The 25,219-nt window shown below is 58.5% G+C and carries 22 protein-coding genes; 13 read left to right on the top strand and 9 right to left on the bottom strand.

Going from position 1 to position 25,219, the window contains the following annotated elements:
- Nucleotides 1–118 precede the first annotated feature (118 nt).
- The 8 genes from rimP to ALO80_RS25195 all read left to right on the top strand — a co-directional run bounded on the left by rimP (nucleotide 119) and on the right by ALO80_RS25195 (nucleotide 9,523).
- Nucleotides 119–577 carry a ribosome maturation factor RimP gene (rimP, locus tag ALO80_RS25230; protein WP_055010967.1) on the top strand — a complete coding sequence of 153 codons (459 nt, stop codon included), beginning with the start codon at nucleotides 119–121 and terminating at the stop codon, nucleotides 575–577.
- Between the two features lie 59 nt (nucleotides 578–636).
- Complete coding sequence (gene nusA / locus ALO80_RS25225) at nucleotides 637–2,118, top strand: transcription termination factor NusA (protein WP_054987357.1); 1,482 nt, start codon at nucleotides 637–639, stop codon at nucleotides 2,116–2,118.
- A gap of 27 nt (nucleotides 2,119–2,145) precedes the next feature.
- Nucleotides 2,146–4,674 (top strand): translation initiation factor IF-2, encoded by a 2,529-nt coding sequence (gene infB / locus ALO80_RS25220; RefSeq protein WP_055010952.1) that lies wholly within the window; start codon nucleotides 2,146–2,148, stop codon nucleotides 4,672–4,674.
- A 159-nt stretch (nucleotides 4,675–4,833) separates the two neighbouring features.
- Entirely contained in the window at nucleotides 4,834–5,250 is a 417-nt protein-coding gene (gene rbfA, locus ALO80_RS25215) for a 30S ribosome-binding factor RbfA (RefSeq protein WP_054987359.1), read from the top strand.
- Between the two features lie 3 nt (nucleotides 5,251–5,253).
- On the top strand, nucleotides 5,254–6,171 hold the full coding sequence (gene truB / locus ALO80_RS25210) for a tRNA pseudouridine(55) synthase TruB (protein WP_004656648.1): 918 nt from the start codon (nucleotides 5,254–5,256) through the stop codon (nucleotides 6,169–6,171).
- Between the two features lie 159 nt (nucleotides 6,172–6,330).
- Nucleotides 6,331–6,600 carry a 30S ribosomal protein S15 gene (rpsO, locus tag ALO80_RS25205; RefSeq protein WP_055010951.1) on the top strand — a complete coding sequence of 90 codons (270 nt, stop codon included), beginning with the start codon at nucleotides 6,331–6,333 and terminating at the stop codon, nucleotides 6,598–6,600.
- A 175-nt stretch (nucleotides 6,601–6,775) separates the two neighbouring features.
- The gene (gene pnp, locus ALO80_RS25200; RefSeq protein WP_055006285.1) at nucleotides 6,776–8,881 is read left to right on the top strand and encodes a polyribonucleotide nucleotidyltransferase; all 2,106 of its coding nucleotides are present in this window, start codon (nucleotides 6,776–6,778) and stop codon (nucleotides 8,879–8,881) included.
- A 288-nt stretch (nucleotides 8,882–9,169) separates the two neighbouring features.
- Nucleotides 9,170–9,523: a BON domain-containing protein gene (locus tag ALO80_RS25195; protein ID WP_002555119.1), complete on the top strand. Its 354-nt coding sequence runs from the start codon at nucleotides 9,170–9,172 to the stop codon at nucleotides 9,521–9,523.
- Nucleotides 9,524–9,663: 140 nt separating this feature from the next.
- Here ALO80_RS25195 and ALO80_RS25190 read toward each other — a convergent pair whose 3' ends face one another.
- The 3 genes from ALO80_RS25190 to ALO80_RS25180 all read right to left on the bottom strand — a co-directional run bounded on the left by ALO80_RS25190 (nucleotide 9,664) and on the right by ALO80_RS25180 (nucleotide 14,098).
- Nucleotides 9,664–10,002, bottom strand: a complete 339-nt coding sequence (locus tag ALO80_RS25190) for a DUF2845 domain-containing protein (protein WP_055010950.1) — start codon at nucleotides 10,000–10,002, stop codon at nucleotides 9,664–9,666.
- Nucleotides 9,999–12,971: a DUF748 domain-containing protein gene (locus ALO80_RS25185; RefSeq protein ID WP_055010949.1), complete on the bottom strand. Its 2,973-nt coding sequence runs from the start codon at nucleotides 12,969–12,971 to the stop codon at nucleotides 9,999–10,001. The genes ALO80_RS25190 and ALO80_RS25185 overlap by 4 nt, the downstream gene beginning before the upstream one ends.
- Before the next feature lie 110 nt (nucleotides 12,972–13,081).
- Nucleotides 13,082–14,098, bottom strand: coding sequence for a class I SAM-dependent rRNA methyltransferase (locus ALO80_RS25180; RefSeq protein WP_055010948.1), 1,017 nt, complete (start codon nucleotides 14,096–14,098; stop codon nucleotides 13,082–13,084).
- A gap of 156 nt (nucleotides 14,099–14,254) precedes the next feature.
- On the opposite strand from ALO80_RS25180, the gene ALO80_RS25175 reads away from it, so the two are divergent.
- On the top strand, nucleotides 14,255–15,829 hold the full coding sequence (locus ALO80_RS25175) for an alkaline phosphatase D family protein (RefSeq protein WP_055010947.1): 1,575 nt from the start codon (nucleotides 14,255–14,257) through the stop codon (nucleotides 15,827–15,829).
- A gap of 105 nt (nucleotides 15,830–15,934) precedes the next feature.
- Nucleotides 15,935–16,876 (top strand): AEC family transporter, encoded by a 942-nt coding sequence (locus ALO80_RS25170; RefSeq protein ID WP_055010946.1) that lies wholly within the window; start codon nucleotides 15,935–15,937, stop codon nucleotides 16,874–16,876.
- Here the strand turns inward: ALO80_RS25170 and ALO80_RS25165 are convergent.
- The 6 genes from ALO80_RS25165 to gatC all read right to left on the bottom strand — a co-directional run bounded on the left by ALO80_RS25165 (nucleotide 16,873) and on the right by gatC (nucleotide 22,149).
- Complete coding sequence (locus tag ALO80_RS25165) at nucleotides 16,873–17,256, bottom strand: carboxymuconolactone decarboxylase family protein (protein ID WP_054987366.1); 384 nt, start codon at nucleotides 17,254–17,256, stop codon at nucleotides 16,873–16,875. The genes ALO80_RS25170 and ALO80_RS25165 overlap by 4 nt on opposite strands.
- 32 nt (nucleotides 17,257–17,288) lie before the next feature.
- Nucleotides 17,289–18,320 carry a calcium/sodium antiporter gene (locus tag ALO80_RS25160; protein ID WP_055010945.1) on the bottom strand — a complete coding sequence of 344 codons (1,032 nt, stop codon included), beginning with the start codon at nucleotides 18,318–18,320 and terminating at the stop codon, nucleotides 17,289–17,291.
- A 76-nt stretch (nucleotides 18,321–18,396) separates the two neighbouring features.
- Nucleotides 18,397–18,765 carry a septal ring lytic transglycosylase RlpA family protein gene (locus tag ALO80_RS25155; protein WP_054987368.1) on the bottom strand — a complete coding sequence of 123 codons (369 nt, stop codon included), beginning with the start codon at nucleotides 18,763–18,765 and terminating at the stop codon, nucleotides 18,397–18,399.
- 174 nt (nucleotides 18,766–18,939) lie between these two features.
- Nucleotides 18,940–20,385, bottom strand: a complete 1,446-nt coding sequence (gatB, locus tag ALO80_RS25150) for an Asp-tRNA(Asn)/Glu-tRNA(Gln) amidotransferase subunit GatB (RefSeq protein ID WP_055010944.1) — start codon at nucleotides 20,383–20,385, stop codon at nucleotides 18,940–18,942.
- A 10-nt stretch (nucleotides 20,386–20,395) separates the two neighbouring features.
- Nucleotides 20,396–21,847, bottom strand: a complete 1,452-nt coding sequence (gene gatA, locus ALO80_RS25145) for an Asp-tRNA(Asn)/Glu-tRNA(Gln) amidotransferase subunit GatA (RefSeq protein WP_055010943.1) — start codon at nucleotides 21,845–21,847, stop codon at nucleotides 20,396–20,398.
- 14 nt (nucleotides 21,848–21,861) lie between these two features.
- Complete coding sequence (gene gatC / locus ALO80_RS25140) at nucleotides 21,862–22,149, bottom strand: Asp-tRNA(Asn)/Glu-tRNA(Gln) amidotransferase subunit GatC (RefSeq protein WP_002555109.1); 288 nt, start codon at nucleotides 22,147–22,149, stop codon at nucleotides 21,862–21,864.
- 205 nt (nucleotides 22,150–22,354) lie between these two features.
- On the opposite strand from gatC, the gene mreB reads away from it, so the two are divergent.
- The 3 genes from mreB (at nucleotide 22,355) to mreD (ending at nucleotide 25,175) form a co-directional block, all read left to right on the top strand.
- Complete coding sequence (mreB, locus tag ALO80_RS25135) at nucleotides 22,355–23,392, top strand: rod shape-determining protein MreB (protein WP_002555108.1); 1,038 nt, start codon at nucleotides 22,355–22,357, stop codon at nucleotides 23,390–23,392.
- Nucleotides 23,393–23,575: 183 nt separating this feature from the next.
- Nucleotides 23,576–24,691 carry a rod shape-determining protein MreC gene (mreC, locus tag ALO80_RS25130; RefSeq protein ID WP_083493405.1) on the top strand — a complete coding sequence of 372 codons (1,116 nt, stop codon included), beginning with the start codon at nucleotides 23,576–23,578 and terminating at the stop codon, nucleotides 24,689–24,691.
- Nucleotides 24,684–25,175 (top strand): rod shape-determining protein MreD, encoded by a 492-nt coding sequence (gene mreD / locus ALO80_RS25125; protein WP_003364106.1) that lies wholly within the window; start codon nucleotides 24,684–24,686, stop codon nucleotides 25,173–25,175. The genes mreC and mreD overlap by 8 nt, the downstream gene beginning before the upstream one ends.
- Nucleotides 25,176–25,219 lie beyond the last annotated feature (44 nt).

Here is a 25,219-nt window from a genome sequence, read left to right as displayed (position 1 = left end):
CCCCTTTTAAGGGGCTTTTTGTTAGCTGGACAGTACATGACGTCGATGTTCAGCGGCGTTTTCAGGGATGGGCTTTTGCCCATTTTTTTATTTCTAAAGCATGCACGAGGGGGTTCAGGTGTCGAGCAAGCTAGAACAGTTGCAGGACTTGTTGGCCCCGGTGGTCGTGGCCCTTGGCTATCAATGCTGGGGGATCGATTTCAGTTCCCAGGGCAAGCATTCGGTGCTGCGCATTTATATTGACAAGGAAGGTGGTGTTCTGGTCGACGACTGCGCAATCGTCAGTCGTCAGGTCAGCGGTGTACTGGACGTAGAAGATCCAATCAGCACCGAATACACCCTTGAAGTATCTTCTCCTGGCATGGAGCGCCCACTGTTCACTATTGAGCAGTTTGCTTCGTACGCCGGGGAACAAGTGAAAATAAAGCTGCGCTCGCCCTTCGAAGGCCGGCGCAACTTTCAAGGCCTTCTCCGCGGGGTGGAGGAGCAGGATGTCGTGGTGCAGGTTGAAGACCATGAGTTCCTGTTGCCGATCGACATGATCGACAAGGCCAACATTATTCCCACGTTTGACTGAGACGTGCCGGTTACTGCGGATCCCGCGGATCCAATGGCTTGCGAAAGGCGAGGCGTACGATGAGCAAAGAAGTACTGCTGGTTGTTGAGTCGGTGTCCAATGAAAAGGGCGTTCCGGCAAGTGTAATTTTTGAAGCGCTGGAGCTGGCTCTTGCCACCGCTACCAAGAAACGTTTTGAAGATGAAGTAGAACTGCGTGTAGAGATCAATCGCCAGACAGGCAACTACGAGACTTTCCGTCGCTGGACAGTTGTCGAAGATGAAGATCTGGATGATCCTGCATACGAATTGGCGGTGGACCAGGCTCAGGTCAAGAAGCCGGGTGCCGTTGCAGGCGACCTGATCGAAGAGAAAATCGAATCCATCGAATTCGGTCGTATCGCTGCGCAGACCGCCAAGCAAGTCATTGTGCAGAAAGTTCGCGAAGCCGAGCGCGCTCAGGTGGTAGATGCCTACCGCGAGCGTCTGGGTGAAATCATTTCTGGTACTGTTAAAAAGGTTACACGTGACAATGTCATCGTTGACCTGGGTAACAATGCCGAGGCCTTGCTGGCTCGTGAAGACATCATTTCCCGGGAAACCTTCCGGGTTGGTGTCCGCGTCCGTGCTCTGCTGAAGGAAATTCGCACCGAAAACCGTGGCCCTCAGCTGATTCTGTCGCGTACTGCGCCAGAGATGCTGATCGAGCTTTTCCGCATTGAAGTGCCGGAAATTGCCGAAGGTCTGATCGAGGTGATGGCTGCCTCCCGTGACCCGGGTTCTCGTGCGAAAATCGCTGTTCGCTCCAAGGATAAACGAATCGATCCGCAAGGTGCCTGTATCGGCATGCGCGGTTCGCGCGTTCAGGCTGTTTCCGGCGAGCTGGGTGGCGAGCGTGTGGATATCGTTCTTTGGGACGATAATCCGGCGCAGTTCGTGATCAATGCAATGTCTCCTGCAGAAGTAGCGGCAATCATCGTAGATGAAGATGCGCATGCAATGGATATCGCAGTGGGCGCGGACAACCTGGCCCAGGCTATTGGTCGTGGCGGTCAGAACGTGCGTCTGGCCAGTCAGTTGACCGGCTGGACCCTGAACGTAATGACCGAATCGGACATCCAGGCCAAGCAGCAAGCTGAAACCGGTGACATCCTGCGCAATTTCATCGAAGAACTCGAAGTCGATGAAGAGTTGGCACAGGTGCTGGTTGATGAAGGCTTCACCAGCCTGGAAGAGATTGCCTACGTACCGTTGGAAGAAATGCTCAACATCGACGGCTTTGACGAAGACATCGTCAACGAGCTTCGCGCTCGTGCCAAGGATCGTTTGTTGACTAAAGCCATCGCTACAGAGGAAAAGCTGGCAGACGCCCATCCGGCCGAAGACCTGCTCTCACTTGAGGGTATGGACAAGGATTTGGCGATGGAACTGGCGGTGCGCGGCGTAATTACCCGCGAAGACCTGGCCGAGCAGTCTATAGATGACCTGCTCGACATCGACGGCATTGACGATGATCGTGCCGGCAAGTTGATCATGGCCGCCCGAGCCCACTGGTTCGAGTAATTGGGCGCGGCCTGAGGAGAGAAGTGCATGACGCAAGTCACGGTGAAAGAACTGGCCAAAGTGGTCGACACACCGGTAGAGCGCCTGTTACAGCAGATGCGTGAGGCAGGTCTGCCGCACACCGCCGCCGAGCAAGTTGTGACCGATAACGAAAAACAAGCCTTGTTGACGCACCTGAAAAGCGGTCACAAGGCCAAGGTGGAAGAGCCTCGCAAGATTACCTTGCAGCGCAAGACCACCAGCACCCTGCGCGTTGCTGGCAGCAAAAGCATCAGCGTTGAAGTGCGCAAGAAGAAAGTCTTTGTGCAGCGTAGCCCGGAAGAGATCGAAGCCGAGCGCAAGCGCGAGATGGACGAACGCCGTGCGGTAGAAAATGCCGCTCGTCAAAAGGCTGAAGAAGAAGCCAAGCGTCGCGCCGAAGAAGATGCGCGCAACCAGCCTGCTGTCGGCGAGCCAGCTTCTGCACCTGCGCAACCTGTTGCAGCCGCCGAGCCAGTGCGTGAAGCGCCGGCAGCAGCTGCTGCTCCGGCACCTGCCAGCGCTGCGCCGTCTGCAGACGCTCGCAAGCGTGATGAACAGCGTCGTCCAGACAAACCTCGTGCTGACGACCGCAATGCCCGCGGCGGCGACGGAGAGCGTAAAAATGCTCCGCATCGTGCTTCGGTCAAAGAGAAGGCTCCGGCCCCTCGCGTTGCGCCTCGTACTACCGACGAAGAAAGCGACAGCTTCCGTCGCGGTGGCCGCGGCAAGTCCAAGCTGAAGAAGCGCAATGCGCATGGTTTCCAGAGCCCTACCGGTCCTGTGATCCGTGACGTCGCAATCGGCGAGACCATCACTGTCGGCGAGTTGTCGGCACAGATGTCGGTCAAGGCTGCTGAAGTCATCAAGTTCATGTTCAAGATGGGCACTCCGGTGACCATCAACCAGGTACTGGATCAGGAAACTGCCCAGTTGATCGCCGAAGAGCTGGGCCACAAGGTCACGCTGGTCAGCGACAACGCCCTGGAAGATTCCCTGGCTGAATCGCTGAAGTTCGAAGGTGAGTCGTTCTCCCGTGCACCGGTTGTGACCGTAATGGGCCACGTCGACCACGGTAAGACCTCGCTGCTCGACTATATCCGCCGTGCGAAGGTAGCCGCCGGTGAAGCGGGTGGTATCACCCAGCACATCGGTGCCTACCACGTTGAAACCGAACGCGGCATGGTGACGTTCCTCGACACCCCTGGTCACGCTGCGTTTACCGCAATGCGTGCCCGCGGTGCCAAGGCGACCGATATCGTGATTCTGGTTGTCGCTGCCGACGATGGCGTGATGCCGCAAACCATCGAAGCTGTTCAGCATGCTGTGGCTGCTGGCGTTCCGCTGGTTGTTGCGGTGAACAAGATCGACAAGCCTGGTGCCGACCTCGATCGTATTCGCAGCGAACTGTCCGTCCACGGTGTGACGTCCGAAGAGTGGGGCGGTGATACGCCTTTCGTTTCGGTCTCCGCGAAGATGGGTACCGGCGTCGACGAGCTGCTGGAGGCTGTTTTGTTGCAAGCCGAAGTCCTGGAACTCAAGGCAACGCCATCGGCCCCTGGTCGTGGTGTCGTCGTCGAGTCCCGTCTGGACAAGGGCCGTGGTCCGGTAGCTACTGTTCTGGTTCAGGACGGTACATTGCGTCAGGGCGACATGGTTCTGGTCGGTTCGAACTTCGGTCGCATTCGCGCCATGCTCGACGAGAACGGCAAGCCAGTCAAAGAAGCAGGTCCTTCGATCCCGGTCGAAATCCTGGGTCTTGACGGTACTCCGGATGCTGGCGACGAGATGTCGGTACTGGCTGACGAGAAGAAAGCCCGTGAAGTCGCCCTGTTTCGCCAAGGCAAGTTCCGCGAGGTCAAACTGGCTCGCGCTCATGCCGGCAAGCTGGAAAACATCTTCGAGAACATGGGTCAGGAAGAGAAGAAGACGCTCAACATCGTCCTCAAATCCGACGTCCGCGGTTCTCTGGAAGCATTGCAGGGCGCCCTCGGCGGCCTGGGTAACGACGAAGTGCAAGTGCGCGTAGTCGGTGGCGGTGTCGGTGGTATCACCGAGAGCGACGCCAACCTGGCACTGGCCTCCAACGCTGTACTGTTTGGCTTCAACGTGCGTGCCGATGCTGGCGCGCGCAAGATTGTCGAGCAGGAAGGTCTGGACATGCGTTACTACAACGTGATCTACGACATCATCGAAGACGTCAAGAAAGCCCTTACCGGTATGCTTGGCAGCGACGTCCGGGAGAACATCCTGGGTATTGCCGAAGTCCGCGATGTGTTCCGTTCGCCGAAGTTTGGCGCGATCGCAGGGTGTATGGTTCTGGAAGGCACGGTTTACCGTAACCGTCCAATTCGTGTTCTGCGCGAAGACATCGTTATCTTTGAAGGCGAGCTGGAATCCCTGCGCCGCTTCAAGGACGACGCTGCCGAAGTTCGTGCAGGCATGGAATGCGGTATCGGCGTCAAGAGCTACAACGACGTCAAGGTCGGTGACAAGATCGAAGTCTTCGAGAAGGTCCAAGTGGCTCGCAGCCTCTAAATCGCGAGCCTCAGGAGCCATGGTGGGAGCCTTGCATGCAAATGCCCTGCTTCCCCCGAGGCCTCTAAACGCAACGCCCGGTCTGGCAATTGTCAGGCCGGGCGTTTGCCGCTTTCAGACTGTCAGGGTTTGCTCCCGGATCAGTAACAGGTAACAAGCATGGCAAAAGAATACAGCCGTACCCAACGTATCGGCGATCAGATGCAGCGTGAGCTGGCGCAACTGATCCGTCGCGAAATCAAGGACCCACGTGTGGGTCTGGTCACTATCACCGCCGTAGACGTCAGCCGTGACGTGGGTCATGCGAAGATTTTCATGACCGTCATGGGGCAGGACAGCGCGGAAGAGATCGCACAGACCATCAAGGTGCTCAACTCTGCCGCAGGCTTCCTGCGCATGCAGCTGGCACGCGAAATGAAGCTGCGCAGTGTGCCTCAACTGCATTTCCACTACGACGAAAGCGTCGTGCGTGGTGCACATCTCTCGGCACTGATCGAGCGTGCCGTGGCGCAGGACGGCCAGCATCAGGAAGGCTCGGCATCGTCAGATGCAAAGCCTGAAAGCAACGAGGAATAAAGGGTGGCTCAGGTCAAGCGTATACGCCGCAATGTCAGCGGGATCATCCTGCTCGACAAGCCACTGGGCTTCACTTCCAACGCCGCTCTGCAAAAGGTTCGCTGGCTGCTCAACGCCGAGAAGGCCGGGCATACCGGCAGCCTCGATCCCCTGGCAACGGGTGTTTTGCCATTGTGCTTTGGTGAAGCGACCAAGTTCTCTCAATACTTGCTCGATTCGGACAAGTCCTACGAGACTTTGGCACAACTGGGTAAAACCACTACCACCGCCGATTCTGAAGGCGAGGTTTTGCTCACGCGTCCGGTGACCGTTGGTCGCGACGATATCGAAGCGGTTCTGCCGCATTTTCGCGGGCAAATCAGCCAGATACCTCCCATGTACTCAGCCCTCAAGCGTGACGGCCAGCCACTTTACAAGCTGGCACGTGCAGGGGAAGTAGTGGAGCGCGAGCCCCGTTCTGTTACTATTGCGCGCCTGGAATTACTTGCTTGCGAAGGCGACACGGCACGTCTGTCCGTCGATTGCAGCAAAGGCACCTATATCCGTACGCTGGTCGAGGATATTGGTGAAAAGCTCGGTTGTGGTGCTTACGTCGCAGAGCTGCGCCGTACCCAGGCGGGGCCTTTCACGCTGGCTCAGACGGTTACGCTGGAGGAGCTGGAGCAAGTGCACGCCGACGGCGGCAATGAAGCGGTTGACCGCTTCCTGATGCCATCGGACAGCGGTCTGCTGGACTGGCCGCTGCTGAAGTTTTCGGAGCACAGTTCGTTTTACTGGTTGCACGGGCAGCCAGTACGCGCGCCGGACGCACCGAAATTCGGTATGGTTCGCGTGCAGGATCACGAAGGCCGCTTCATCGGTATCGGTGAAGTTGGCGAAGACGGGCGTATTGCGCCGCGTCGATTGATTCGGTCAGAGTGACCGGAACCAGTCCGTCCGCAGGCTAGCCTGCGAGCGGGGTGGAACGAGGATGGCTGTCAACAGGCACGGTCATACCTCCTTTTTTAATACGGGGATCTGTCCTCGGCCTGTTGGAAACGTTTCTCCGGAAGCGCTTCCTTGAACAAAAGGATTGCCCACATGGCACTCAGCGGTGAAGAAAAAGCTCAGATCGTAACCGACTACCAGCAAGCTGTTGGTGATACTGGTTCGCCAGAAGTGCAAGTTGCACTGCTGACCGCCAACATCAACAAACTGCAAGGCCACTTCAAGGCCAACGGTAAGGACCACCACTCGCGTCGTGGTCTGATCCGTATGGTAAACCAGCGCCGCAAGCTGCTGGATTACCTGAAAGGTAAGGACGTTAGCCGTTACAGCGCCCTGATCGGTCGTCTGGGTCTGCGTCGCTAATAACGACGTTGCTAGAGGTTGGTTGTCTGTCACGATCCGTCGGGTTTGCCCGGTGGTTCTGGCAGGCTCCCAGCCTCAAGTTTTATCTGGGCTGTGGAAGGGGCCGATTCCCCACGCTGCCCAAGAATTCGCAAGAAACCAGTTCCCCAAGAGCCACAAAGAAAGGTAGGAAACCGTGAACCCGGTAATCAAAAAGTTTCAGTTCGGTCAATCGACCGTAACCCTCGAGACAGGCCGTATCGCCCGTCAAGCCTCTGGCGCAGTATTGGTCACCGTTGACGACGACGTCAGCGTACTCGTGACTGTGGTCGGCGCCAAACAGGCTGACGCTGGCAAAGGCTTCTTCCCTCTGTCCGTGCACTATCAGGAAAAAACCTACGCTGCCGGCAAGATTCCTGGTGGTTTCTTCAAGCGTGAAGGCCGTCCTTCCGAGAAAGAAACCCTGACCTCGCGCCTGATCGACCGTCCGATCCGCCCGTTGTTTCCAGAAGGCTTCATGAACGAAGTGCAGGTCGTCTGCACCGTCGTCTCCACCAGCAAGAAAATCGATCCGGACATCGCTGCGATGATCGGTACTTCGGCTGCTCTGGCTATCTCCGGTATTCCGTTTGACGGTCCGGTCGGTGCTGCCCGTGTCGCTTTCCACGAAAGCACCGGCTACCTGCTGAACCCGACTTACGAGCAACTGCAGGCGTCGAGCCTGGACATGGTCGTAGCCGGTACTTCCGAAGCTGTTCTGATGGTTGAATCGGAAGCCAAAGAGCTGACCGAAGACCAGATGCTGGGCGCTGTGCTGTTCGCCCATGACGAATTCCAGGTGGTGATCAACGCCATCAAGGAACTCGCCGCCGAGGCTGCCAAGCCTACCTGGGCATGGCAGCCCAAGCCGGAAGCGACCGCGTTGCTGGGCGCTATCCGTGCCGAGTTTGGCGACGCGATCTCCCAGGCTTACACCATCACTGTCAAAGCCGACCGCTACGCGCGTCTGGGCGAACTGAAAGATCAGGTCGTTGCCAAGCTCGCTGTCGAAGAAGGCAGCCCGTCCGCCAGCGAAGTCAAGGCTGCGTTCGGCGAAATCGAATACCGCACCGTTCGCGAAAACATTGTAAACGGCAAGCCGCGTATCGATGGCCGTGACACGCGCACCGTTCGCCCTCTGAACATCGAAGTCGGCGTTCTGCCAAAGACTCACGGTTCGGCACTGTTCACCCGTGGCGAAACTCAGGCGCTGGTTGTTGCCACGCTGGGTACTGCACGTGACGCACAGCTGCTCGACACCCTTGAAGGCGAGAAAAAAGACCCCTTCATGCTGCACTACAACTTCCCTCCGTTCTCGGTGGGCGAGTGTGGTCGCATGGGCGGCGCAGGTCGTCGTGAAATCGGTCACGGTCGTCTGGCCCGTCGCAGTGTCCAGGCCATGCTGCCAGGCGCTGACGTGTTCCCGTACACCATCCGTGTTGTATCGGAAATCACCGAGTCCAACGGCTCCAGCTCCATGGCCTCGGTCTGCGGTGCTTCCCTGGCTCTGATGGACGCCGGTGTGCCGATGAAGGCACCGGTTGCCGGTATCGCCATGGGTCTGGTCAAGGAAGGTGAGAAGTTCGCCATTCTGACCGACATCCTGGGTGACGAAGACCACCTGGGCGACATGGACTTCAAGGTAGCCGGTACCTCCAAAGGTGTTACCGCGCTGCAGATGGACATCAAGATCAAAGGCATCACCGAAGAAATCATGGAGATCGCTCTGGGCCAAGCCCTGGAAGCTCGCCTGAACATCCTCGGTCAGATGAACCAGATCATCGGTCAGTCGCGTAACGAACTGTCGGCCAACGCTCCGACCATGATCGCGATGAAAATCGACACCGACAAGATCCGTGACGTGATCGGCAAGGGTGGCGCGACCATCCGTGCTATCTGCGAAGAGACCAAGGCTTCGATCGACATCGAAGACGACGGCTCGATCAAGATATTCGGCGAATCCAAGGAAGCGGCTGAGGCAGCACGTCAGCGCGTTCTGGGCATTACCGCAGAAGCCGAGATCGGCAAGATCTACGTCGGCAAGGTTGAGCGCATCGTCGATTTCGGCGCATTCGTCAACATCCTGCCGGGCAAGGACGGCCTGGTTCACATCTCGATGCTGAGCGATGCTCGTGTAGAGAAAGTGACCGATATCCTCAAGGAAGGTCAAGAAGTCGAAGTGCTGGTACTGGACGTGGACAACCGCGGCCGTATCAAGCTGTCGATCAAAGACGTAGCGGCAGCGAAAGCGTCGGGTGTCTGATTGACTTGAGCAACACATGAAAAAGGACTCTTCGGAGTCCTTTTTTTATGAGCGCAATTAGAGGGTTACAAATGGGGCATGCAAACTGTTCGGTATAAACATGCATCTTGCAAGCCGTCGTGACGACGAACGGGCAATCTGCACGATTCCGTGCAAATCAATAAAATATAACTAACTGATTTTAAAGGATTTTTATGGATTATCATATTTGGCACACTGCTTGCGATATACCTGTTAACCCTGCCACCACACGCTGGTGCAGATTTTGAGAAAAACAGGAGTTATCGTATGAAGAAGTTCGCTATTGCCGCTGCTACCGCTACTGCCCTGACTCTGACCATGGCCAATGCTGCTTTCGCACAGACCTCGGCCCAGGCGCCAATGGTTCTGGCAGCTAACACCACTACTCAAGAAGTCAAAGAAGATACCTCTGACACCTGGATCACTACCAAAGTCAAAGCTGACCTGCTGACTGAAAAAGGTATTCCTGGTTCGGACATCAAGGTTGAGACCAACAAAGGCGTGGTTTCCCTGTCCTCCATGGTAAAAGTGACTGAAGCTCAGAAAAACACTGCCGTCGCTATCACCAAGAAAATTAAAGGTGTTAAAGACGTATCGGCTGCCGGCCTGAAAGCCGAGTAATCGGATACTGCTCATGAACAGCCGCAGTCATTGATTGATGGAAGGTTCATGCGAGGCTACAAGGATGTAGCCATTAAAGGCCCCGGCTGAAGAGTCGGGGCCTTTTCTATGGCGGGGAATAACAGGTTGGGGCGGAAAGGTCAGTTGCGGCGCTTGCTTTCAATCCTGACCAGACGACCGCCTTCGAAGCGCAAGTACTGATACATGCCGTTATCCGGACCGTATATCCACTCCTCGATCCTGACGGCTTCGGACCTCCGATAATTACTATTGAAGGTTTCCTGAGTGCCGAGCACTTCCTGACTCACCGGCTCTCCGCACTTCTGCTGGACTTCGAACGCGCGGTCGCCGGTGCTTATCAGCTGGTTGCCGCAACGCAGTGTTGATGTGGCATATGCCGAGGCAGCCACTGACCCGGCCACAGCGGCAAGGGTCAGGTTGATCAGCAGTTTGATTCGGTTACGTGCCAAAGGCTTCATTCACTGTCGAGGTGGAGGGGGCTGATGACTTTACCATCCGGTTGTGCCTGACCCAGCCGGGCATCGACGAAGTACACGCGGGCATCTTCGAGCTTGCCCTTGTCTACCAGGTAATCCTTGATGCTGCTCGCTCTGCTCTGGCCGAGCTCACGCAGCAATACTTCATTGCTGCTCCAGAACTTGAGCACGGCGGCACGCATCTGGTTTGCACGTTGTTCCTTGCCCAGGTTTGCCCATTCGGCAGGCGGCTGCTGTTTAAGGCGTGTCCGATAAATACCTTCAAGCATGGGCGCTTTTTCGTCTTCCGGGACCTGGATCATGCCCGCCCTGGCGGGAACCTTGTCACCGCGTCTCTGAAGAATCTTGTAATACGTGTACTGGTATTCCCGCTCCAGCCTCTGCTGTGCGATCAACGGACCATCACTGCTGGCAGCGCTGGTGCCTTCGATCTCAAGCTTCAGGTCCGGGCGCTCCTTGAGTGCGACCGAAAGCTTGTCCAGGGCACTTTGCGCCTCTGCCGACAAATCACTGGAGCCCGGCGCGAAACTCACGCTGCCGAGGTCCTCGGAGCTTCCACCGGCGACCAGCCCGCCGAGCATCTTGAACGGAGCCTGCGCAGCACGCAGCACAAGATTGCGCAGGGTCTGCCAGACAATCGGCATCACGCTGAACTGCGGGTTGTTCAGGTCGCCCTCGATGGGCAGTTCCAGAGAAATTCGTCCCTGCGTATCCTTGAGCAGCGCGACAGCCAGACGAATAGGCAAGTCCAGAGCATCCGGGCTATCGACCCGTTCACCCAGTTGCAGTTGCTCTACCAGCACCTTGTTCTGAGCCTTGAGCTGACCTTTGGTGATCAGGTAGTGCAAATCGAGGTTGAGCCTGCCCTTGCGGATCCTGAAACCGGCGAACTTGCCGGAGTAGGGCGTTAGATTGGTCAGCTCGACGCGTTTGAAGCTGGTGGTGATATCGAGGCTGGCCATCGGGTCGAACGGATTGAGACTGCCTTTGATCGTCACGGGCGCATAGCGATCCACTTTGCCCTCGATGTCCACGGGGGCCGGTGTAGGCTTGCGGTTATCGATAGTGCCGATGCGGCCGTTGAGCTGTTGCACGGCGGTGGCAAAGTTGGGGGTCAGGGTCATGTCGGCAAAGTTTGCCGAACCATCCTTGATATTTACTTCGCCGACGTGGATCGCCAGAGGGTTCTCTGCCTTGGGCTTGGGTTGTGTTCTGGCTGGTTTTGGCTGCGAGGCAGTCTTGTCATCGGCCTGAGGAATCAGCAGGTCATCGACGTTGGTCGTGCGGTCTTCGTTGATCATGAAGCGCGCATAGGGCTGATCCATGTCGACCTTGGCAATCGAAAGACCGGTGCCGTGCTGGTAGTCCAGCCCTTCGAGTTGCAGTTGCTGCCACTTCAGGAAGTCGCGCTGTTTGAGCGTGTCGAGCGTGTGAAGCTGATTGACCTGAGCTTTGCCGGTAACGCTGAACGCCAGTGGTTCAGTGCTTTTCAGGTTGACCGCCAGATCGCTACCGAGCATGCCGCTGCGCAGCTCCAGACGAATGAACGGGCTTATATAAGCCTGGGCGATGCGCAGGTCGATATCGCGCGAGGTTACGTTGAGTTGTGCGCTGACCGGGTTGAGGTTCACATTGCCTGCCGCGGTCAGGTTGCCCTGCTTGCCCAGTCCCGTATCGAGCTTGAGCGTAAAGGGTGCCTTGTTCAGGCTGTCGAAATTCTGGATGTCCAGATTCAACGGGCCAACATCCAGTGCAACGGGCTCTTGAGGTACGCGATCTGCCAGATGGACCATGTAATTGCGCAGTTGCACATCGCGCAGCAACACCTGCCAAGGCTTGTTCTGAGCAACAGGTTGCGCGTTGGCTTTGGCAGCGTTCTCGGTAGCGGCGGGTGCTTCGGCAGCCTTTTCATCCACGGCCGGTGTTTGCGGTGCTGCTGGCCTGGCTGGCTGGCCGGCGAACAGTTTCTGCCAATCCAGTTGCCCGTCGGCTTCGCGCGCTGCCCAGGTTTCCAGCTTCTGGCTGCGGACCTTGCCTACGTTGACCAACTGCTTTGCCAGATCGACTGATGTTTCGCTCACGTCCAGGCGTTGCAGGCGTACCAAAGGCCGACCGTCTGGTGTGTTCAGTGCGAAGGGCGCGACGCTGGCCGAAACGTTGGTCAGCTTGAGCTCGGTTTCCTTGGCCAGATTCAGGGTGTAGGCCGTGCTGAAATTCAGTACGCCGTCTTCAAGTGCCAGCGGCAAGGCATCACGCACGTAAGGCCACCACAGCTTCATCTTGCTGTCGGTAACTTTCAGCGTTCCCTCGGAGGTGATGGGTATCAGACTGATACGGCCGACCCAGTCGATCTGCCCGCCATCCGGACCTGCCGCAACCAGCGTCATGTCGGCATTGTCTTCGGGAAGAGTGCTGAGGTTCTTGAGTTCGAAATTGAGGGTGTCGTAGAGAAACTCGATGGGCTGGCTGGGGCGCAGGTCCTGGAAGTGAACGTAGCCATCTGCCAGTTTGATTTCGTCGATACGCAGTGGGAACGGCTTGCCGGGCGGTTCGTCCTTTGCCGGTTCGCTGGCTGGCAGCTTGAACAGCTGTGCCAGATTGAGTTTGCCCTGTTTGTCGAACAGCAGCTCGGTGCGCGGTTTGATCAGCTCGATGCGTTGCAGATGCAGGGCCCGCGTCCACAGACTGTTGATTTGCAGATTGGCGTAGAGCTTTTCAAACGCGACCTGTTCCTTGCCCGGCGTACCGATGTTCAGGCCCCAGAGGGTCAGTTCCAGCGTGTAGGGGTTGAATTCCAGACGTTCGAGCTTCGCCGGCACCGTGGCGTAGTTGGCCAGTTGCTGATTCGCGATACGCAGAGCGACGCCGGGAAGAATGAAGAACCCCAGCAAGCTGTAGAGCACGATCACAGTCAGCAGGGAGCCAAGTGTGCGTTTCAATCCTCTGGACATGGGCAGCGGCGTCTCTCTCTTTTGGAAGCCCTTGGAGTATGGCATGCCTGTTCGGTTCCCAAGGCACTGCCGTCGCGGCTTGTAGGAACTTTCTGGTATTACGCTCCGCGTCAGAGTTGCAGGATCAACGTTTTCAGGGGCGGCTGATTATCCAGAGAAGGGAAGTCTTCGGCGGGACGCATCTCCTGGCAGTCGCGCACCGGACGTCCTGCCTTGGTGGCGCAGCGCAGTACCTGTTCACGCCAGTCCTGCATACTGACTTTTGCCAGATTGTTGCAGCAGATCAGTACACCGCCTTCTGCCGTAGTCAACAGGGCGGGCTTGAGCAGGCTTTGATAATCGCGCAGCAGGTCAACGGTGCCGAACGCGCTTTTGGCCCAGGCCGGCGGATCGAGCAGGACCAGATCATATTGACGCTGTTGCAGCTTCACGTAACTGGGTAATTGCTGACTGCGTCGCGCCGCAACAGGCAGCCCGGCCAGTTGGCGTATCGCCGGAAAATAATCCGACTGGATGAATTGCATAGGCGGCAGTTGCGGGTTGAGCGCGCCATTTTCCCGACCCACGGCCAGATTGCCCTCGGCGAAATCCAGATTGCACACTTCGCTCGCGCCACCGGCCGCAGCGCTGAGACCGACGCCGCAGGTGTACGCGAACAGGTTCAATACGCTTTTGCCGGCGCTGTGCTGCTTGACCCAGCCACGCGTGTTGCGCAGATCCAGAAACAACAGCGGGTCCTGGCCTGCATGTCGGCCACGGACCCGGTAGTTGAGCCCCCATTCATGCCCGACATGGTCGGCCAGCGCCGCGTCCTCCGCCTTGTAAACGGTGTCCTGGCGGTCCACGCGCGAGTTGCCTTGCGAGCGATCGTTATAGACCAGCAACATGTCCAGGCCCAGTCGCGTTTCGATCTGCTTGTGCAACGCCAGCAATGCGTCGCGATCCAGTCGGGTGTGAAAGCTTTGCACCAGCAATTGCGGGCCGTAGCGGTCGATGGTCAGCCCGCTGGCACCTTCCTGGCTGCCGTGAAACAGTCGATAGCAGTCTGTGCCCTGCCGATGCAGTTCGCCAAGCAGCGATTGGCGGTTATCGAGGGCGACGCTGAGCGCCTGATTCAAGGAAGACATGCTGAGCGCCTCGGGCTGGAATAAGGCGCGGGAGTTTAACAGCTAGCGGGCGCTGAAGGTTTTTAGTGTCAGGCGCGCCATTCTGGCTCGTGTTGTCATACAGCGCCAATAATCCCCTGCTAGGGTGCCTTTTTGCCTGTCAGCGAGGGGATAACCGTGAGCCAGTTCGATCTCAAGCGTCGCCGTGTCATCCAGGCCGTGGGGGCCGGTTTGCTGTTGCCGGGGCTTGCCCCCGCGGTAATTGCTTCGGTGCAGGATCGCCCGAAAATGGTCGATGGTGTGCAGTCCGGGGATCTGCTCGGTGACAAGGCGATGGTCTGGAGTCGCAGCGACCGGCCTTCACGCATGGTGGTCGAATGGGACACACGCAGCATGTTTACCCAGCCGCGGCGCGTGGTGTCGGCGCTTGCCGATCAGCGCACTGACTTCACCGCGCGGGTGGAGTTGAGCGGACTGCCGGTCGATCAGGCGATTTTCTACCGCGTCTCATTCGAGGATGCCCAGACCGGTGTCGCCAGTGAGCCGTGGTTCGGCCATCTGCGCAGCTCACCGCAGCAGCGTCGTGACATCCGCTTCGTCTGGAGCGGCGACACGGTGGGGCAAGGCTTCGGCATCAACCCCGATATCGGTGGCATGCGTATCTATGAGGCGATGCGCTTGCGTTTGCCTGACTTTTTTATCCACAGCGGTGACACCATTTACGCTGACGGTCCGGTGCCTGAGCAGATCACCACGGAAGGTGGGCGGATCTGGCGCAACCTGACGACTGAAGCGAAAAGCAAGGTCGCGGAGACTCTCGACGAGTACCGTGGCAACTACCGCTATAACCTGATGGACGAAAATCTGCGCCGTTTCAATGCCGAGGTGCCGCAGATCTGGCAATGGGATGACCACGAGGTCACCAACAACTGGTCACCCAGCAAGCAGCTTGACGAGCGATACAAGGTCAAGGACATCCAGTTGCTGTCCTCGCGTGCCCGTCAGGCTTATCTGGAATACGCGCCGCTGCGCTTGCAGGAGGCGGACAATGGCGGACGTATTTATCGCAAGGTGCCGTACGGTCCGATGCTCGACGTGTTTGTCCTCGATATGCGCAGTTACCGCGACGGGAATGATGCCAACCTCGCTGACAAGCCCGGCCCGACCACGGCATTTCTGGGCCGCGAGCAACTTGACTGGCTCAAGCGCGAACTCGATGCGTCCCGCGCACAATGGAAAGTCATTGCCGCTGACATGCCCATCGGCCTTGGTGTGCCGGATGGAGAGATAAGCCCCGGTGTGGCGCGCTGGGAAGCCATCGCCAATGGCAGTGACGGCCCGGCGCTCGGGCGGGAGCTGGAGATTGCCGAATTGCTGGCGTACCTGCACGCGCAGAAGATTCGCGACTGCGTCTGGCTGACTGCCGATGTGCACTACTGCGCTGCGCATCATTACCAGCCGGATCGAGCCGTGTTTCAGGACTTCGACCCATTCTGGGAGTTCGTGGCCGGACCCTTGAATGCGGGCAGCTTCGGGCCCAATGTGCTGGACAAGACGTTCGGCCCTGAGCTGGTTTTCCAGAAGGCGCCTCCTGCGCAGAACACGTCGCCTTTTGCGGGTTATCAGTTCTTTGGCGAAGTGAACATTGACGGTCAGACCGGCGAGATGTCCGTCGCCCTGCGCGATCTCGATGGTGTTTCAGTGTTCGAGCGCAAATTGCAGCCGACAGAGGAGGTCAGCCGAATCGTCTGACGGACGATGGGGGCGGGGCAAGTAAGGTTTTCGGAAATTCCTTGCAACATGCTTGTCATGTGTGGCCTATCATGGGCTACCTAACGACGGGACCGGATGCGTGGCATGCTGGCTATCTTTCTCGAAACCCTGAACATCACCGCCCCGGTGTTTGCCATGCTGTTTCTGGGCGTATTGCTCAAGCGGATCGGTGCAATCAACGACGGGTTCATCGTTGCGGCCTCCGGTCTCGTGTTCAACGTCACCATGCCTGCGCTGCTGTTTCTGGGCATCATTCACGCCGATTTGCATGCGGCCCTGCAACCCCGGCTGCTGATCTTCTTCAGTGCCGCGACGCTGCTGAGTTTCGCATTCGCCTGGGGCTGGGCGATCTGGCGTTGCCCGCAGGAAGAGCGCGGCGTCTACGTTCAGGGCGCGTTCCGTGGCAACAACGGGGTAATCGGACTGGCGCTGGCGGCCAGCATGTACGGCCCTTACGGCATTTCGCTGGGTGCGATTCTCGCCGCTCTGGTCATCGTCTTCTACAACACGTTGTCCACGATTGTGCTGGCGGTTTACAGCCCGGTGATCAAGTCCGATCCCTGGAGCGTATTCAAAAGTGTGCTGGCCAACCCGCTGATCATCAGCGTGATCATCGCCTCGCCTTTCGCTTACTTCAGCATAGGCCTGCCCAGGTGGCTGGAGACGTCCGGCAGCTATCTGGCACAAATGACCCTGCCGCTGGCACTGATCTGCATTGGCGGCACGCTGTCGCTGGCTTCGCTGCGCAAAAGCGGCAATCTGGCGATCAGTGCCAGTGCCATGAAGATGATCACACTGCCGTTGCTTTGCACGCTGGCAGCCTGGCTGGTGGGTTTTCGCGGCGCGGAACTGGGGATTCTGTTTCTGTACTTCGCCAGCCCGACGGCCGCTGCCAGCTACATCATGGCGCGTACCGCCAACGGCAACTACGAACTGGCCGCCGCGATCATCGTCATCACCACGCTGGCCGCAGCCGTCACCACCAACGTGGGGATTTTCATTCTGCAATGGGGCGGCTGGATCTAGTCCGCTTTTACGTAGCTGTCGATGACTTCCTGGGCCGCACGAAATGCGTCGATGGCTGCTGGTACACCGGCATAAACCGCGCAATGCAGCAGCGCCTCACGGATTTCTTCAACCGTGCAGCCATTGTTCAGCGCACCACGAACGTGGCCCTTGAGTTCTTGCGGGCATTTGAGTGCGGTGAGCGTGGCCAGGGTGATCAGGCTGCGCGTTTTCAATGGCAGGCCGTCGCGACTCCAGACGCTGCCCCAGGCGTGCTCGTTGACGAAGTCCTGCAGCGGCTGGCTGAACTCGGTGGCGTTACCCAGTGCACGGTCAACGTAGACATCGCCCATCACCTGACGACGGATCTGTTCGCCGTCGCTGATCGTCTTGTCTGTCATGGCATTTCCCCTTGTATCGATGAGGGTTGAGGTCAGTGCTGGCGTCGCCATGCGCGGATCGTGCCCCAGGCCACGACAACGCCCAGCACAGGCAGAACCAGGGTAAGCATTTTTGTTTCAAGCCTCTCGGCCAGTGCCATGCCGGTGCTGATCGACAGAATATGCAACCCGTAAGTCAGGTACAACGACAGCAGAAACAGGCCTTCCATGCGGTCTATCCGGTAACCCGAATAGAACAGCGGCACGCAAAGCAGCGATACACCGAGCATGATCGGCAGATCGAACACCATCGCGTTCGGTGAGATCGTCAGCGGCACCGGAGCGACCAGTGCGGTCACTCCCAATACGCCCAGCAGATTGAAAAGATTGCTGCCGATCACGTTACCCACGGCAATATCGCGTTCACCGCGAAACGCTGCGATCAATGAGGTCATCAGTGCGGGCAGCGAAGTGCCGATGGCGATTATCGTGAGTCCGACGATGCGCTCGGACAGTCCCAGGTGGATGGCAATCACCACCGAGGCATCGACCAGCAAGTGCCCGCCGGCAGTCAACAGCAGCAAGCCTGCGGCCAGCATCAGGACGCGTGTGAACGTACGTGGTTTCTCGGTGGTTTCGGCATAACCATGACGCGGCGTGTGGCCGCCCTGACGGATGATGAAAAACAGGCAGGCCAGCAGTCCTGCGAGCAGCAGTACGCCGTCAAATTTGCTGAATTCTCCATTCCACGACAGGCCGATGGCCAGTAGACAGGCACCGATCATCAGCGGGATATCGACGTGCAACACCTGACGGGCAACGCGCAGCGGAATGATCAGCGCGCACAGACCGAGGATCACCAGCACATTGAAGATATTGCCGCCGATGACACTGCCTACGGCGATGTCGGTGTTATCGGCAAAGGCTGCTTGCAGACTGACCGCCATCTGTGGCGCGCTGGTGCCCATTGCCACGACGGTAAGCCCTATGATCAGTGGCCTGACCTTGAAAATCGCGGCCAGGTGCACAGCTGCGCGAACCGACAGCTCTGCCCCGATCAGCAGCAGTAACAAGCCACTGAGCATTTGAATGAGCGCGGGGGCGGGCAGGGCCGATAGCTGGAGAATATGAGTGTCCTTGGTGGGGTAATCGGGGTTGAGGTCAGTCGAGTGCCTGAACGCGTACTGGCGCGGTGCCGCTGCGTAGCATACCCAGTTGTTCGGCTGCTTCGCGAGAGACGTCGATCAATCGACCGCGCGTGTGTGGGCCGCGATCATTGATGCGTACGACCACTGACCTGTCGTTGTCCAGATTCGTGACTTTGACGCGCGTGCCGAATGGCAACTGCCGATGCGCGGCAGTCAGGGCATTCTGATTGAAAGCTTCGCCGCTGGCAGTGCGGTTGCCGTGATGTTGGGCTCCGTAATAAGCGGCCGTGCCGGTCTCGTCATAACCGTGAGGGTCGATGATGTGATTGGCGCAGCCAGCCAGTAACGTCAGCAGGCTGCAGGCAAAAATAAGGCGGCGCATGGGGGCTGGTTCCTGAATGCCGGGGGAGTGGTAGTCGACTTTTGTGCCAATGCTCACGTTGGCATGCATTTCGTGACGTAACAACCCGGTGTCGCACAGCGTACTCGACACCGGATGCAGAGCGTGCGGAAAGGCATCCCCACGCAGAGCGCGGGGACACAGGCATTTGAGCGATCAGCCCTCCAGCCTGGCCTTCAGCAGTTCGTTGACCTGCTGCGGGTTGGCTTTGCCTTTGGAAGCTTTCATCGCCTGGCCGACGAAGAAGCCGAACATCTTGCCGCGTTTGGCCTCGTCGGCTGCGCGATACTGTTCGACCTGTTCCGCGTTGGCAGCCAGCATCTCGTCGAGCATCGACTCGATGGCACCACTGTCGGTCACCTGCTTCAAGCCGCGCTTTTCGATGACTTCATCGGCACTGCCTTCGCCGTTGGCCATCGCCTCGAAAACCATTTTCGCGATCTTGCCGGAAATGGTGTTGTCGGTGATGCGCTTGAGCATGCCACCCAGCTGCTCGGCACTGACCGGCGACTGTTCGATTTCCAGACCCTGCTTGTTCAGCAGGCTGCCCAGCTCGACCATGACCCAGTTGGCTGCCAGCTTGGCGTCACCACTGATGCTGACCACTTGCTCGAAGTAGTCCGCCTGCTCGCGGCTGGAGGCTAGTACGCTGGCGTCGTAGGTCGACAGGCCGAACTGGCTCTGGAAGCGCTCGCGTTTCTGCGGCGGCAGCTCCGGCAACGTGGCGCGGGTTTCTTCGAGAAACGAATCCTCGATGATGACCGGCAACAGGTCCGGGTCGGGGAAGTAACGGTAGTCGTTGGCTTCCTCCTTGCTGCGCATGGCGCGGGTTTCGTTGGTGTTCGGGTCATACAGACGGGTTTGCTGGATGACTTTGCCGCCGTCTTCGATCAGGTCGATCTGACGCTGGATCTCGCTGTTGATTGCCTTCTCGATGAAGCGGAACGAGTTGACGTTCTTGATCTCGCAACGGGTGCCGAACTCGACCTGACCTTTCGGACGAATCGAGACGTTGCAGTCGCAGCGCAGCGAGCCTTCGGCCATGTTGCCGTCACAGATGCCCAGATAGCGGACGATTGCGTGGATGGCCTTGACGTAGGCCACGGCCTCCTTGGCACTGCGCATGTCCGGTTCGGAAACGATCTCCAGCAGCGGTGTGCCGGCCCGGTTCAGGTCAATGCCGGTCATGCCCTGAAAATCTTCGTGCAGGCTTTTGCCCGCGTCTTCTTCAAGGTGCGCACGTGTGATGCCGATGCGCTTGACCGTGCCGTCGTCCAGCGTGATGTCCAGGTGGCCCTTGCCGACAATCGGCAGCTCCATCTGACTGATCTGATACCCCTTGGGCAAATCAGGGTAGAAGTAATTCTTGCGGGCAAACACGTTGTGCTGGCCGATTTCGGCATCCACTGCCAGGCCGAACTTCACGGCCATGCGTACGGCTTCCTTGTTCAGCACCGGCAATACGCCCGGCATGCCCAGATCGACGAGGCTGGCCTGAGTGTTGGGCTCGGAGCCGAACGTTGTGGCGCTACCGGAAAAAATCTTTGATTGGGTCGAAAGCTGGGTATGAATCTCCAGCCCGATGACGACTTCCCATTGCATGTGTTTCTCCTCAGAAGCCTTCAGGTGCGCGAGTGTGCCAGTCGGTGACTTGCTGATACTGATGCGCCACATTCAAGAGACGGCCTTCCTGGAAATACGGGGCCAGCAACTGCACGCCGACCGGCAGGCCGTCGACAAAGCCCGCAGGCATGGAGAGCCCAGGCAGGCCCGCGAGGTTGGCGGTGATGGTGTAGAAGTCTTCCAGGTATTCGGCAATCGGATCGTTGGTCTTGGCGCCGATTTTCCAGGCCGGGTTAGGCGTGGTCGGGCCGAGAATCACGTCGACATCGGCGAACGCGTTCATGAAGTCGTTCTTGATCAGGCGACGAATTTTCTGTGCCTGCAGGTAATAGGCGTCGTAGTAGCCTGCCGACAGCGCGTAGGCACCTACCATGATGCGTCGCTGGACTTCCGGACCAAAGCCTTCGGCGCGTGAGCGCTTGTACAGATCGGTCAGGTCCTTCGGGTCTTCGCAGCGGTAGCCGAAACGCACGCCGTCGAAGCGCGACAGGTTGGACGAGGCCTCGGCCGGAGCGATGACGTAGTAAGCCGGAATGGCGTGTTGCAGGTTCGGCAAACTGATTTCCTTGACGACTGCGCCGAGCTTTTCCAGCTCCTTGACGCTTTCGTGTACCAGCTGTGCGATACGCGGGTCGAGACCTGCGCTGAAGTATTCTTTCGGCACACCGATACGCAGGCCCTTGAGCGAGGTACTAAGACCAGCGGAGTAGTCTGGAACCGGCTCGTCGATGCTGGTGGAATCCTGCGGGTCGAAACCGGCCATGCCTTGCAGCAGCAGTGCGCAGTCTTCGGCGGTGCGTGCCATCGGCCCCGCCTGATCGAGGCTGGACGCGTAGGCGATCATGCCCCAGCGCGAGACGCGTCCGTAGGTAGGCTTGAGGCCGGTGAGGTTGGTCAGGGCTGCGGGCTGACGAATCGAGCCACCGGTATCGGTACCGGTTGCGGCAGGCAGCAGGCGGGCAGCAACTGCGGCTGCCGAACCACCGGAGGAGCCGCCAGGAACGCATTCCAGGTTCCACGGATTTTTTACCGCACCATAATGGCTGGACTCGTTGGCCGAACCCATGGCGAATTCGTCCATGTTGGTCTTGCCCAGCGTCACAGTGCCTGCGCGGGCCAGACGGGAAACCACAGTGGCGTCGTAGGGAGCCTTGAAATTGTCGAGCATCAGCGAGCCGCAACTGGTGCGGATACCCTGGGTGCAGAACAGGTCTTTATGCGCCAGCGGCGCGCCGAGCAGCGGGCCGTTTTCACCAGCAGCACGGCGAGCATCTGCCGCCTGGGCCTGGGTGATGGCCAGGTCTTCGGTGAGGCTGATGAAGCTGTTGAGCTGTGGGTCGAGCGTCGCGATGCGCGACAGCAGAACGCGGGTCAGCTCTTCAGAAGAAAACTTTTTTTCGGCGAGTCCGCGAGCGATCTCGGCCAGAGTCATTTGATGCATGCAGGCGCTTTCCCTTACTCGATGACTTTCGGAACCAGATAGAGGCCGTCTTGGACCGCTGGTGCGATGGCTTGGTAAGTGTCACGACGATTTCGCTCGGTGACGGCGTCTTCGCGCAGGCGCTGGGTGGCTTCCAGCGGGTGAGCCAGAGGCTCGATGCCAGTGGTGTCGACCGCTTGCATCTGGTCGACCAGTCCGAGAATGCTGTTAAGTGCTTCGGTGGTACGCGGGATATCGGCGTCATTGAGACCCAGTCGGGCCAGATGAGCGATCTTTTCCACGTCGGAGCGTTCAAGCGCCATGGGGTATCTCCAGTGGAATGCTTATGGATTTGCTTTGTGGCCAATTGCGGAACACTATCGCGTTATCACTGTCTCAAGCCGCTAACGTCGAGGGTGGTGTTCGGAAAACCGCCAATTTAGCATATTGGCTCCTTGCCCAAAATCCCTGTCGTTGTTAGAGTTTGCCGCACTTTTTTTACCACGCGTTCCCTAGGGTCCCTTTCCCATGTTCAAGAAACTGCGTGGCATGTTTTCCAGTGATCTATCCATCGACCTGGGCACTGCCAACACCCTTATCTACGTGCGTGAGCGCGGTATCGTTCTGAATGAACCCTCTGTCGTTGCCATTCGTACTCACGGCAACCAGAAGAGTGTCGTGGCCGTCGGTACCGAAGCCAAGCGCATGCTGGGCCGTACTCCAGGCAACATCGCAGCCATTCGTCCAATGAAAGACGGCGTTATCGCCGACTTCAGCGTCTGCGAAAAAATGTTGCAATACTTCATCAACAAGGTCCACGAAAACAGCTTTCTGCAGCCCAGCCCCCGTGTGCTGATCTGCGTTCCGTGCAAATCCACCCAGGTTGAGCGTCGCGCCATTCGCGAATCGGCCCTGGGTGCAGGCGCACGCGAAGTATTCCTGATCGAAGAACCAATGGCCGCTGCAATTGGTGCCGGTCTGCCGGTGGAAGAAGCTCGCGGTTCGATGGTTGTCGACATCGGCGGCGGTACCACCGAAATCGCGCTGATCTCCCTGAACGGTGTGGTGTATGCCGAATCCGTGCGTGTGGGCGGCGACCGTTTCGACGAAGCGATCATCACTTATGTGCGTCGTAATTACGGCAGCCTGATCGGCGAATCCACTGCCGAGCGCATCAAGCAGGAAATCGGTACTGCCTATCCGGGCGGTGAAGTGCGCGAAGTCGACGTCCGTGGCCGTAACCTGGCCGAAGGCGTTCCGCGCGCATTCACCCTGAACTCCAATGAGGTGCTCGAAGCACTTCAGGAGTCGCTGGCAACCATCGTTCAGGCAGTCAAGAGCGCGCTCGAGCAGTCGCCTCCGGAGCTGGCCTCGGATATCGCCGAGCGTGGTCTGGTGCTGACCGGTGGCGGTGCATTGCTGCGCGATCTGGACAAATTGCTGGCTCAGGAAACAGGTCTGCCGGTCATCGTCGCCGAAGACCCGCTGACCTGTGTAGCGCGTGGCGGTGGCCGGGCGCTGGAAATGATGGATAAGCACACCATGGATCTGCTCTCCAGCGAGTAATTCGCCGGGGTGCCTTTCACGGAGCCTTTTGTATGCAGGTGGCGTATGTGCTACCTGTATGCATCAGGCTGACGCCGAAACAGGGTGCCTATCTCTTTCATTTGTCCAGGCCGGTTACATACCGCATGAATAATTGCCAATCGAAGTTCGATCCAACGATCGCATGCCCCGGAGGAGCGGCCTATTAAACCGCTTTTCGCAAAAGGCCCTTCGCTGGGCGTACGTCTGCTGGTGCTGGCCGTGCTGTCGGTTGCGTTGATGGTTGTCGACGCCCGCTTTACGATCCTCAAGCCCGTGCGCAGCCAGATGTCGATGGTGCTCATGCAGTCCTACTGGATCGTTGATCTGCCGCAACGTTTGTATCAAGGCGTTGCCAGTCAGTTCGGCAGCCGTACGGAACTGATCGCCGAAAACGAAAAACTCAAGACCGAAGCGCTGCTCCTGCAGGGCCGCCTGCAAAAGCTGGCGGCACTGACCGAGCAGAATGTTCGTCTGCGTGAGTTGCTCAACTCTTCGGCGCTGGTCAATGAAAAGGTCGAGGTCGCCGAGCTGATCGGCATGGACCCTAACCCCTTCACCCATCGGATCATCATCAACAAGGGCGAGCGCGACGGCGTTGTGCTCGGCCAGCCCGTGCTCGATGCGCGCGGCCTGATGGGCCAGGTTGTCGAGCTGATGCCCTACACCTCGCGGGTGCTGCTGCTGACCGACACGACCCACAGCATTCCGGTTCAGGTGAACCGCAACGGTCTGCGTGCCATCGCCAGCGGCACCGGTAATCCGGAGCGTCTGGAACTGAGGCATGTAGCGGATACCGCCGACATCAAGGAAGGCGATCTGCTGGTCAGTTCCGGCTTGGGTCAGCGCTTTCCCGCCGGTTATCCAGTGGCCACGGTCAAGGAAGTGATTCACGACTCCGGCCAGCCGTTCGCGATCGTTCGTGCCGTACCAACTGCTGCCTTGAATCGCAGTCGCTATCTGTTGCTGGTGTTCTCCGACGGCCGCTCGCCGGAAGAGCGTGCTGCCGACGCGGCGCAAGCGCAGGAATCCATCGACAAGGGCATCGAGCCCTCGGTGATGGCGACTTTGCCGCCGCCCACACCGGCCTTCCCGATGTGGCCGCAAGTGGCTGTTCCGGTATTCCCGGGCAGCACGGCAACGCACAAACCTGCTGCGCAACCGACAACGCCAGCGCCCGCTGCAACGCCTGCGACTCCGGCACGGCCTGCCACCCGGCCTGCTGCGTCGCAGCCGCCTGCTTCAAGACCCTCCACCGCTCGGGAGCCTATCGATGGTTAGTCATGTTTCCGGGCGCAATGGCTGGGTGGTCTGGCTGACGTTTGCGATCGGTCTGTTGCTGAGCGTTTCGCCGCTGCCGCAATTCATGGAGATCTTCCGGCCTCTGTGGCTGGCCCTGCTGCTGACCTTCTGGGTTCTGGCGCTGCCGCACAAGTACGGCATGACCACAGCGTGGATACTGGGGCTGATGGAGGATGTGCTGTATGGCACCTTGCTTGGCCAGAATGCGCTGATCCTCAGTCTGATCACATTTCTGGTGATGTCCCTGCAGCAGCGTCTGCGCATGTTCCCCATGTGGCAACAGTGCCTGGTGCTGCTGGTCGTATTTGGTCTTGCGCAGCTCGCACAGCTCTGGCTGAGTGCATTGACCGGCAACCGTCAGCCCACGCTGGCGCTGGTTCTACCCGCACTGGTCAGTGCCCTGTTGTGGCCCTGGATCAGTTATGGCCTGCGTGGATTGCGCAAACGTTTGAAAATCAATTAAGCGCAAGGTGAGCGCGACGCCCGCCGCGCTCATCCGCACAGACA

Source organism: Pseudomonas caricapapayae (assembly GCF_001400735.1).
Taxonomy (GTDB): Bacteria; Pseudomonadota; Gammaproteobacteria; order Pseudomonadales; family Pseudomonadaceae; genus Aquipseudomonas; species Aquipseudomonas caricapapayae.
This window is presented reverse-complemented; position numbering and strand designations above follow the sequence as displayed.